The sequence below is a fragment of the Bacteroides nordii genome, from assembly GCF_019930665.1.
Classification (GTDB): Bacteria; Bacteroidota; Bacteroidia; order Bacteroidales; family Bacteroidaceae; genus Bacteroides; species Bacteroides nordii.
In genome coordinates this window covers 3,151,656-3,163,192 of record NZ_CP082886.1, presented here as the reverse complement: position 1 = coordinate 3,163,192, position 11,537 = coordinate 3,151,656, and the positions used below count along the sequence as shown (strand labels likewise).

At 39.7% G+C, this 11,537-nt stretch carries 7 protein-coding genes; 3 read left to right on the top strand and 4 right to left on the bottom strand.

Annotated elements, in window-relative coordinates; all coding sequences use genetic code 11:
* Window positions 1-2 precede the first annotated feature (2 nt).
* The 3 genes from K8P02_RS12675 to K8P02_RS12665 are packed head-to-tail and all read left to right on the top strand — an operon-like array spanning window position 3 to window position 5,964.
* Window positions 3-2,735, top strand: a complete 2,733-nt coding sequence (locus K8P02_RS12675) for a hybrid sensor histidine kinase/response regulator transcription factor (protein WP_044158087.1) — start codon at window positions 3-5, stop codon at window positions 2,733-2,735.
* A 9-nt stretch (window positions 2,736-2,744) separates the two neighbouring features.
* The gene (locus K8P02_RS12670; protein WP_025867002.1) at window positions 2,745-3,083 is read left to right on the top strand and encodes an MGMT family protein; all 339 of its coding nucleotides are present in this window, start codon (window positions 2,745-2,747) and stop codon (window positions 3,081-3,083) included.
* Between the two features lie 28 nt (window positions 3,084-3,111).
* On the top strand, window positions 3,112-5,964 hold the full coding sequence (locus K8P02_RS12665) for a bifunctional fucokinase/fucose-1-phosphate guanylyltransferase (protein ID WP_025867003.1): 2,853 nt from the start codon (window positions 3,112-3,114) through the stop codon (window positions 5,962-5,964).
* A 194-nt stretch (window positions 5,965-6,158) separates the two neighbouring features.
* On the opposite strand, the gene K8P02_RS12660 is transcribed toward K8P02_RS12665, so the two are convergent.
* The 4 genes from K8P02_RS12660 to K8P02_RS12645 form a co-directional block, all read right to left on the bottom strand.
* The gene (locus K8P02_RS12660; protein WP_025867004.1) at window positions 6,159-6,488 is read right to left on the bottom strand and encodes a PAS domain-containing protein; all 330 of its coding nucleotides are present in this window, start codon (window positions 6,486-6,488) and stop codon (window positions 6,159-6,161) included.
* Between the two features lie 102 nt (window positions 6,489-6,590).
* A complete protein-coding gene (locus K8P02_RS12655) occupies window positions 6,591-9,341 on the bottom strand; it encodes a leucine-rich repeat protein (RefSeq protein ID WP_122200774.1) in 2,751 nt (916 codons plus the stop codon).
* 229 nt (window positions 9,342-9,570) lie between these two features.
* On the bottom strand, window positions 9,571-10,485 hold the full coding sequence (locus K8P02_RS12650; protein WP_025867005.1) for a T9SS type A sorting domain-containing protein: 915 nt from the start codon (window positions 10,483-10,485) through the stop codon (window positions 9,571-9,573).
* Window positions 10,486-10,546: 61 nt separating this feature from the next.
* Window positions 10,547-11,449: a T9SS type A sorting domain-containing protein gene (locus tag K8P02_RS12645; RefSeq protein ID WP_025867006.1), complete on the bottom strand. Its 903-nt coding sequence runs from the start codon at window positions 11,447-11,449 to the stop codon at window positions 10,547-10,549.
* Between the last annotated feature and the right edge of the window lie 88 nt (window positions 11,450-11,537).

The following is an 11,537-nucleotide window of genomic DNA, read 5'->3' as shown; positions in this document are numbered from 1 at the left end:
TTATGAGATATATTGTTTCAGTCGTACTTTTTATACTTGCCTTGACCTCCTGCAAGAGGGATACTCCGCGCTATGTAATCGGTATGTCTCAGTGTAGTGATGACAGCTGGCGGCATAAGATGAATGATGAAATATTGCGCGAAGCCATGTTTTATGAAGGGGTGTCTGTAGAGATACGTTCGGCACATGACGATAATCGGAGGCAACAGGAAGATATTCAGTATTTTATTGATAAGAAGGTGGATCTGCTGATTGTTACGCCCAATGAGGCAGCACCGATTACACCAATAGTAGAAGAGGCTTTTGATAAAGGTATTCCCGTAATTGTGGTGGACAGAAAGATTCTTTCTGACAAATATACTGCTTTTATGGGAGCAGATAACTATGAGATAGGACGCGAAGTAGGAAAGTATCTTGCCGCCAAACTGGGTGGTAAAGGAAACATAGTAGAGCTTACCGGCCTGAGCGGTTCAACTCCGGCTATGGAGAGGCACCAGGGATTTATGAGTGCCATTAGCCGTTATCCGGATATTCATCTGCTGGCCAGGGCCGATGCTGCATGGGAACGTGAGCCGGGACGGATCATTATGGATTCTTTATTGCGGATTTATCCGAAGATCGATGCCGTATACTCTCATAATGACCGCATCGCACCGGGAGCTTTTGAAGCGGCTGAAAAGCTGGGGCGGGCCAAAGATATTGTTTTTGTGGGTATTGATGCCTTGCCGGGCAAAGGGAATGGAGTAGAGTTGGTGTTGGACAGTGTGTTGGATGCAACTTTTATTTATCCTACCAATGGAGATAAGGTACTGGAAATGGCAATGAACATTCTCGAAAAGAAGCCTTTTGCACGTGAAACCACGATGGAGACTGCCATTGTAGATCCGATTAACGCTCCGGTAATGAAGCTCCAGACTGCTCATATCGCTGAGTTGGATAAAAAGATTGAAACGCTGAACGGACGTATCAGTGGCTATCTCTCTCGCTATGCCAATCAGCAAGTGGTGCTTTATGGTAGTTTGCTTGTATTACTGCTGGTAGCCGGATTGTTGCTGGTGGCTTATAAAGCGCTTCGTGTCAAAAATAGGCTGAATATTGAGTTATCCAAACAAAAGAAGCAGCTTGAAGAGCAGCGGGATACTCTTTCCGAACAACGTGATCAGTTGATACAGCTTTCGCATCAGCTGGAAGAAGCTACTCATGCCAAACTGGTGTTTTTCACAAATATCTCTCATGATTTCCGCACTCCGTTGACATTGGTTGCCGACCCGGTAGAGCAATTACTTGCAGACAAAGACCTTTCCGGTGATCAGCATCGGTTGTTGCTGCTTGTTCAGCGCAATGTGAATATTTTGTTGCGTCTGGTCAATCAGATTCTGGACTTCCGTAAGTACGAGAATGGCAAAATGGAGTATACTCCTGTCGCGATAGATATGTTGCAGTGTTTTGAAAATTGGAACGAATCTTTCCTTGCAGCGGCACGTAAGAAGCATATTCGCTTCTCTTTTGATAGTATGCCTGATACAGATTATCATACACTTGCTGATGTAGAGAAATTAGAGCGGATTTACTTTAATCTTCTTTCCAATGCGTTTAAGTTTACGCCGGAAAATGGAAAGGTTACGGTTCGTCTTTCCGCACAGGAAAAAGAAGGGCAGAACTTCTTCCGTTTTACAGTAGCCAATACCGGCAGCCTTATCTCGGCAGAACATATCTGTAGCATTTTCGACCGTTTCTATAAGATAGATATGCATCATGCGGGGTCGGGTATCGGGCTTGCATTGGTCAAAGCTTTTGTTGAGATGCATGGTGGTACGATACAGGTAGAAAGTGACGAACGGCAGGGGACGATGTTTACGGTAGAACTACCGGTATGTAACTGTACGTCTGTTGCAGATACATTATCTTTGGAAGTATCTGAGCAGGATTTGCCTGTTGAGTTTTCAGAAGATGAAGAGGAACAGGAGTTGGGCTATGACTCTTCAAGGATGTCTGTACTGATAATTGATGATAATGCGGATATACGTTCGTATGTCCATGGGTTGCTCAATGCAGAATATTCAGTGATTGAGGCCGCTAATGGCTCCGAAGGTATCCGGAAAGCAATGAAGTATGTGCCTGATCTGATTATCTCGGATGTTATGATGCCGGGTATGGATGGTATTGAGTGCTGCCGCCGATTGAAGAGTGAGCTGCAGACGTGTCATATTCCTGTGATATTGCTGACTGCCTGTTCTCTGGACGAACAACGCATACAGGGCTATGACGGTGGGGCAGATTCATACATTTCCAAACCTTTTAGTTCGCAGCTTCTGTTGGCACGTATCCGTAATCTGATAGATTCACACCAACGATTAAAGCAATTCTTTGGTGATCGGCAGACATTGGCGAAGGAGGATATCTGCGATCTCGATAAAGACTTTGTCGAGAAATTCAAGAAGATTATTGAAGAGAAGATGAGTGACTCCGGATTGAATGTAGAAGATTTAGGAAAAGATATGGGACTGAGCCGTGTGCAGCTCTATCGCAAAATAAAATCGCTGACCAATTATGCGCCTAATGAATTGTTGCGTATGGCGCGTCTGAAGCGGGCGGCTTCTCTGTTGGCTTCTTCGGAACTGACGGTGGCGGAGATTGCTTATGAAGTAGGCTTTACTTCTCCTTCTTATTTTACAAAGTGTTATAAGGAACAGTTTGGAGAAAGTCCGACGGAGTTTTTGAAACGTAAAGGATAAAGAAACGGAATGAAAGATTATAAGGTTGGTAAAGAAACCATGTCCGATGCCTTCTGCCGGGAGGTGTATGCAGTGGTACGGGATATTCCTGCCGGGAAAGTAATCTCTTATGGAGAGATAGCCGCTTTGCTGGGAAAACCACAATGTTCACGCATGGTGGGACGTAGTTTGAAGCAGGTACCTCTTGACTTGAATCTTCCTTGTCACCGGGTAGTCAATGCACAGGGTAGGCTTGTTCCCGGGTGGGAAGAGCAACGGACCTTGTTGCAACTCGAAGGTGTCTGCTTCAAAAAGAGTGGTAATGTAGATATGGCCCGGTGCCTATGGAAATACGATGAAATACGTTAATACATACAAATAAAATATCAGATATATCATGAAGAAATTATTATCTCTTCCTCCGAATCTGGTGCACTGCTTTCATGAACTGGAAGAAGTAGATGCCTCAGAATGGTTTTGTACTTCCGATCCTGTTGGAGCAAAGTTAGGTTCGGGTGGTGGAACAACTTGGTTGTTACAGGCATGTCATGAGAATTATGCTTCTAAAGAGTCTTTTTCAAATTGGTTGGGAGCTGAAAAACGAATTTTACTACATGCCGGAGGGCAGAGCCGGAGGCTTCCGGGATATGCTCCTTCCGGGAAAATTCTTACGCCGATCCCTGTTTTCAGTTGGGAGCGTGGACAGAAGTTAGGGCAGAATCTACTCTCTTTGCAATTGCCGCTTTATGAGAGAATTATGAACATGGCTCCGGAGAATATGCATACATTGATAGCCAGCGGAGATGTATATATCCGTTCGGAGAAGCCCTTGCAGGAGATTCCTCAGGCCGATGTGGTATGTTATGGGCTTTGGGTCAATCCGTCATTAGCTACGCATCACGGAGTGTTTGTCTCTGATCGTAAGACACCGGATATTCTCGACTTTATGCTGCAAAAGCCCTCTCTTGCAGAATTGGAAGGACTGGCAAAAACACATCTGTTTTTGATGGATATTGGGATATGGTTGCTTAGCGACCGTGCTGTGGAATTGCTGATGAAGCGTTCTCTTGATACTAATTCCGGAGAGATTACCTATTATGATCTTTATTCAGATTATGGGCTTGCACTGGGGAGTCATCCCAAAATAGAAGATGCCGAACTGAATAGTCTTTCTGTTGCTATACTGCCTTTACCCGGGGGAGAGTTTTATCACTATGGCACGAGCCGTGAGTTAATCTCTTCTACATTGGCTGTACAGGATAAAGTGCGTGATCAGCGATTAATCATGCATCGTAAGGTAAAACCCAATCCTGCCATCTTTGTACAAAATGCTTCTACCAGTATCTCTTTCTCTTCCGAAAATGCCAACTTATGGATTGAGAACAGTTATGTGGGGAAAGGTTGGAAACTGGGATCTCGTCAGATTATTACCGGAGTACCGGAGAATGATTGGGAGATAACGGTACCCGATGGTATTTGTTTGGACGTAGTTCCTATGGGAGAAGCCGGATTTGTGGTACGCCCATATGGACTGGATGACGTGTTTAAGGGCGCATTGGATTCACCCGGTACTCTGTTTACTGGTATTCCTTTTGTTGAATGGATGGAACAGCGTGGCATTACTTGGAATGACATTCAGGGGGGTACGGATGATTTACAGGCAGCTTCCATCTTTCCAATGACGGAGTCGGTTGATGAACTTGGTTTATTGTTGCGTTGGATGACAACGGAACCTGATCTGGCAGAAGGACGTGTGTTGTGGTTGAACTGTATGAAGTTCTCTGCTGATGAAATTTCTGCCCGTGCCAATCTGCAACGGCTTTATGCTCAACGTACGGCTTTTCGTCGAGAAAACTGGAAGGGCTTGTCAGACAATTATGAGAAGAGTGTTTTCTATCAGCTCGATTTGGAAGATGCTGCCCATGAATTTGTAAATCTCGGACTTGAAGTGCCCCAGGCACTGCCGGATGATACTGCACAGTTATTGCAAATGCATAACCGGATGTTGCGGGCGCGCGTGATGGAATTGAAAAATGATCCGGGCAGCAAGGAAGAAGAGAAAGAGGCATTCAATCTTTTGCGAAATGGCTTACTAGGGCAGGTTTGCAAGCAGAAATGTAATCCGAAGCTGAATGTTTATTCCGATCAGATTGTATGGGGACGTAGTCCTGTACGTATCGACGTGGCCGGTGGCTGGACAGATACTCCTCCTTATTCGCTTTATTCGGGGGGAAATGTGGTGAATCTGGCTATTGAACTGAACGGGCAACCTCCTTTGCAAGTATACGTCAAAACTTGTAAAGAACCTCATGTTGTACTTCGTTCCATAGATATGGGAGCGATGGAAGTGGTGAATACGTATGAAGAGTTGCAGGATTACCGAAAAATAGGTTCTCCTTTCTCTATACCTAAAGCCGCATTGGCGCTAGCTGGCTTTGTTCCTCAGTTCTCGGAGGTGCAATATGATTCTTTGAGGGAGCAGTTGGAAGTTTTTGGTGCCGGTATTGAAGTTACATTGCTTGCAGCTATACCGGCAGGTTCCGGACTGGGAACAAGTTCTATTCTTGCTTCTACTGTGTTGGGAGCAATCAATGATTTCTGTGGTTTGGCATGGGATAAGAATGAGATTTGTCGTTGTACATTGGTATTGGAGCAGTTGCTTACCACAGGAGGAGGCTGGCAGGATCAATATGGTGGCGTTTTCTCCGGAGTTAAGTTGTTGCAAACAGAATCCGGATTTGATCAGACTCCGTTAGTGCGTTGGTTACCCGATCAGTTATTTACGAATCCTGAATATCGGGATTGTCATTTGCTTTATTATACTGGCATAACCCGTACGGCAAAAGGTATTTTAGGAGAGATTGTCCGTTCTATGTTTCTTAATTCAGGGAATCATCTTGCTTTGTTGTCAGAGATGAAAATACATGCTTTGGATATGAATGAGGCTATTTTACGTGGTAACTTTGCAAATTACGGTAAGTTGGTAGGAAAGAGCTGGATACAGAATAAAGCACTTGATGCCGGTACAAATCCACCGGAAGTGGAAAAGATAATCCGTTTGATTGAAGATTATACTTTAGGGCATAAGTTGCCGGGAGCTGGTGGTGGCGGATATCTGTATATGGTTGCCAAAGATCCACAGGCGGCTGTTCAGATTCGTCGGTTACTCACAGAATATGCGCCTAACCCTTGTGCACGATTTGTAGAAATGACTTTGTCTGACAAAGGGTTACAGGTATCAAGAAGTTAGTTCATGATTGTACGAATATGAATAAATTTACGATTAGACGATTGACGATGTACGATTGAAGTTGCTCTTTTAAAAGCCTGTTTCAGCGCTATTAGAGATAGAGTAATCCCAATCGTACATCGTCAATCGTCTAATCGTAAATTTATTTATTCCTGTATGGCTATGTAAGTGAAAATAATCTTCTCGTGATGATTTTATTTTCGTATGTGATGCGGCATCTCTTCCGGAAGTTCCATTGATATTTCCACCAGACCACTTACTACTCCTTCGTTAAACCAGGGTGTTTGATAGATCATTTTTTTGATGCCATTTTTTTCTATCGTGTAGGCATTACTGCCACCTGTTGCCAGCATCTCACGTATCTTCTCCTGTGATTGTAGATTGTGGCAATCGAAAAGATTCTTACCGATCAGACCGCCGTGTTTGGCAAATGTTTTACATGCTTTATCATTCATAAAAAGGATAACTCCTTTGGTGTCACATACTGTGACAGCACAATTCATTTCTTTAGCCCATTCGTACATTGCTCATTCTCCTTTCTTGGTTTTAATCAGCAAAGATAGTTCTATGATTCAAAAAAGAAAAGGAAGAAACCCTTTTAAAATGTCTCTCCCTTCTTAAATAGATTATTTAATAATGACTTTCTGCAAAAGCTTATCCACTTTTATCAAATAAATACCCGAATGATCTATCTGTATCATTTCCATATCTTTTGCTTTATGAATAACTGTTTGGCATACGCCCTGTAAGTTATATACGGAGATCATTTTTTCTTGTGCATTTTCTATCCAAAGAGAAGAGCCTTCTACTCTTATGCAAATATTGGTGGAAGTTGATATGTCTTCAATACCTGTAGGCGTTGTAGAAAATGTCCCTATTTGTTCGGATAGGGTTTTATTAGATTTATCATTTGCAATTAAGCTATAATAATAGGTAACTTCCGGTTTTAAATCCGTCACACGGAAAGAAAGCTTGGAGGCTGTACGAGTGACTAATTCGCCTTTTGCATCAAATTGATAAGAAGCGATTTCTTTCTTCATATCTATGTCCGAATATATTTTTAATATGTATTCATTCGTATCATCTATTGTTTTCCATGTAAAATTAACTGCATTACTTTCTGTGTTGATGATCAGTGAATTTTCATTTTGTACAGGTATAAATACGGCTAATAAATTTTTGTTTTCATTGATAGTAAAGGAGTAATTATCTTCTTCGCTAACTATTTCTCCGTTATCCATCCAACATTTGAAACGATAGCCTGAGTTCGCTCGTGCTGACAAGTTTACCATGGCTCCTTGCTGGTATTCAGTGATTCCTAAAATAATACCTGCATTCAATATATTTTTAGTCACATTGACAGTCAGGGGTGCTTCTTCCTGCATATAGAAAAATTTCTTCCAGCCATCACTTGCCTTATAGAGGTTTGTAGTGTTATAAGGGATGTGGAGTTTGCAAGTGGTGACTCTGATTCCGGTAAAACTATTGTCGTAGGCAGCAGCGGGAGCAGCTCCCTTGCAATAGATATCAGTTAAACCAGCACAACCATAAAGTGCTTTTTCACCAACCATGTATAAGGTATAAGGAAGTGTGATTTCTTTAATGGTAGAACAACCATAAAAAGCGCCATATTGAAGCTCTTCACATTCCTCTGTAACTGTTACTTTCCTTAAATTGGCAGGTAAATAATACGTTTTAGCTTTATTATCCTGATAATATTGGGTAGTGGCTTTCATTTCAGCATTAGAAGACGTACCAAAAAGATCACCAAATAATCCTTGTATCCCTGCAGCGGTTTCTTTTACTCCTGTACCAACAAAAGGGATAGTAAGTTCTTCCAAATTACTTGAATTAGAAAGTATCCCACTACTTAAACTTTTAAGGCTACCAATATTTAAAGAAATAAGAGATTTTGGAAATCTCAAAATGTCTATATTTCTTACTTTTGGTAAAAGTACTATTTGTAGTTTATCACAGTTATCTAAAAAACCTGCCTCTGTAGAAGTAGCTACGGGAAGGCTTAGAACTTCAAGGCTATAGCAATTTTGAAAAGCATACTTTCCTATAAAATCGGCCGACGGAAGACTGACATCTTTAAGATTTGTGCAGCCATAGAAAGATTTTTCACCAATGGAAGTGGCTATAGGTAAATTTATATCTTTAAGATTTTTACAACCAGAGAAGGTATTATTTCCGATAGAGGTAGCCAAAGGGAGATTTGCAACCTTTAGATTTGAACAACCATTAAAAACACCATAATACCAATAATTAGGTCCATATCCATAACGGCAAGAAAGATTTGCTTGTTTCATCACGCTTATCTCTGTTAACGATAATGGAATATAATAACTGTAAATCCCAAAAACATCACGCCCGTATGTAACAATGACATAACCTTGTTCGGGGGGGGCCTTATAATTAGATCTTAATTCAAACAAATAACCGAGGTGCTCTTGGAGCTTAATAGAAGAACCAATAAATGGTAAAGAGAGCTTCTGCAAATTGCGACAACCTGAAAGAATAGAGTTTCCAATTTCAATAACACTGTTAGGGATAGTGATAGAGGTTAATCCGATACAGTCGGAGAAGGCATAATCTCCAATGCTGGTAATACCATCAGGTACGGTATAAGTGGATGATTTCGCATTAGGATAGGATAGTAATTTTGTTTTGTTTTTATTATATAAAACTCCATCAATCGCTGAATATCGCGGATTATCATTTGATACAACAAATTTTTTTAAATTGGTGCAACCACGAAAAACTTGATCGCTGAGTATTGTTATGCTGTTAGGAATGTTTATGGAAGTTAATCCTACACATCCATAGAAAGCCTCTTGGTAAATACTTGTTATACCTTCAGGAATGGTAATAGATGTTAGTTTCGTACATCCATAGAAAGCTCTATTTCGAATACTTGTTACACTATTAGGAATAGTATAAGTCCCAGATTTTGCATTAGGAAAAATAATTAATTCAGTCTTATCTTTATTAAATAAGATACCATCAACAGATAAATATTGAGGATTATTATCTGATACAATAATTTCTTTAAGAGCTGTACAGTCAGAGAATATATCATTGCTAAATTTGTTTATATTCTCACCAATAATGACAGATGTAAGATTAATGCAATCTTTAAATGCATTATAGGCGATAGAAGTAACCTTATATGATTTCTCACCATGTGTTATATTACCGGGAATTACTACTTCACCTGAATATGAATTATAGTTATCATTGTTGTAAGTAACTTCTGCCTCTATTCCTGTTTCAGTTGCGAAAATACGATAATAAATGTCATTGACTTTAAAATCATATGCCATACCTTTCAACATTGGCAGTAAACAAGCTAATAAAATTAAGATCTTCTTCATAATATGTGATTATAGTTTTACCTCTCTATCCCATAGTTTGGCGTTTATAAAAATATAAATAGAATGTGGGAAGTATTAATGTCATATATCAACAGTATTCTCTAAAGAGAAGATTTTCTGCGATTAATGAGGCATTAAAACATCCTTTGTATCTCCTCAAGCTTTGATATTCAAAACTAAAGGGAAAGTAATAGTTAGAATATCAAAGTAGGAGAGTGGATATATTTATTTATTGTACGATTACTTTGCCTGTATTAACGGACTTTCCACTGGCTATTACATTATAGATATACATTCCTTTCATACGGCGTGTTGGTACTTTAACTTTACTGCTTATGATAGCCTGGCGATAAACCATGCGGCCACTTTGATCACATAATTCAATGAAACTGCCGGAAGTTACATTTTCTTCTCCTACTTCTATAGTAAATGTTTCGTTCTGGCGTACCGGATTAGGATATCCTTTAAATTCAGCCATTTTGGTGAATTTAATGCCTGAGCTATTGCCTTTTATTATTTTATAGAAAGTAGTAAGTGTTAGGTCACTGCTATTGTGGGCACGTTTCTCGCTGAGTATATAATGGTTATCTCCCATTTTTACAACATTTAAGTATGAGTAAGGTTGGCCGGAACCGGGATAATCAGTAATTGCATCTGTTGGAATTTCTGTTAAAACCTTTCCATTTTCATCGAGGATCTCAGCTTTGGTCAGTTTCCATTCTTTTCGTTCGTAAGACTCACTATTTTCAACTGTATAGACATAGGTACCCCGAATATATTCCCATTTTTCATCATTATTGAAAAGTGTTTGAGTGGCAGGGCTCCCTTCTCCACCATCATGTTCTGCATTTACCATTTGGTATTCAATTAGTGAATATACGGTTGCTCCAATATCAAAAGACTGATTGTAATCATGTTCTACATCTTTTACTATGATATTTTTCACATTGTGTATTTCGTCATTGTAAATACTGATTGTGCGGTCTGTTTTGTTTTCATTATCTAATATGGAAAAGAAGTAATCTTCATTTACGAAATTGTGAATAAAGTAACAGGCCTTTTCGAATACTTGAGGTTCTCCAAAACTTTGCCCTTGCACATTTAAAGCTATTGCAGTAAATATGCCAAATAATAGTTTCTTCATTTGTTCTGTTTGTTTAAATAATTGTTGTAGAATATTGATGTGTAAATGAGATTGATAGAACTTATTGTACTATCACTTTACCTGTACTGATAGCCTTACCTCCAGATATTATATTATAGATATACATCCCTTTCATACGACGTGTTGGTACTTTAACTTCACTGTTTGTGATAGCCTGGCGATAAACCATGCGACCGCTCTGATCACATAATTCAATGAAATTGCCGGAAACTACATTTTCTTCTCCTACTTCGATAGTAAAAGTTTCGTTTTGGCGTACCGGATTAGGATAACTTTTAAAGCTGGCAGTTTTGGTGAAGCTTACACCCGATCCTCCTTTGCTTTTATTGAGTTTCCAATAGGAGGTGTTGTAAGTAGGTTCTCCGGGATCAACAGGCTCATTGAGTTCTTCGTCATTCACTATGTAATAGTTGTCGCCAATTTGGGTTAATTCAACCGATATCTCTAACATATCATATCCTGCATAGAACTCGACAGCTTCTACAGGGAGAGTGCCTAATATTTCTCCGTCTTCATTGATAACTTCTGCTTTTTGAAGTATGTATTCATATCGCTCACCTGTCGTCTGCTTTTTGAAAGTACAAAATACATATTCTATTTTGTCATCGTCATTGAATAGATACTGGCTCAATAAAGAACCACTATATGCGTCATATCCGGTTAAATTATCCATGTCTAAATCGACAATGCCATAAGCCATGTTATCTTCACGATTAAAAACCGCATTCTTTACAGTGAATTTTCTGGATTTCTGTAATTCATCATTATAGATGTCAACAATGTAATCTTTGTTACTTTCTGTGATGGTATACAGAAATGGTTTGCTGACAAAGAAATGTGCGATTTCACTTCTTTCTTTCATCACTACCGGTGTATCGGTTAAACTCTGTCCTTGCACATTCAGAGCAAGTACAGTAAACATTCCAAGTAATAGTTTTTTCATAATAATGTTTGTTTTTATAATTAAAATGTGACACGAAGTTAGGCATTTATATGTAAAGTATAAAACGCTATTTTGGAGAATGATGCCT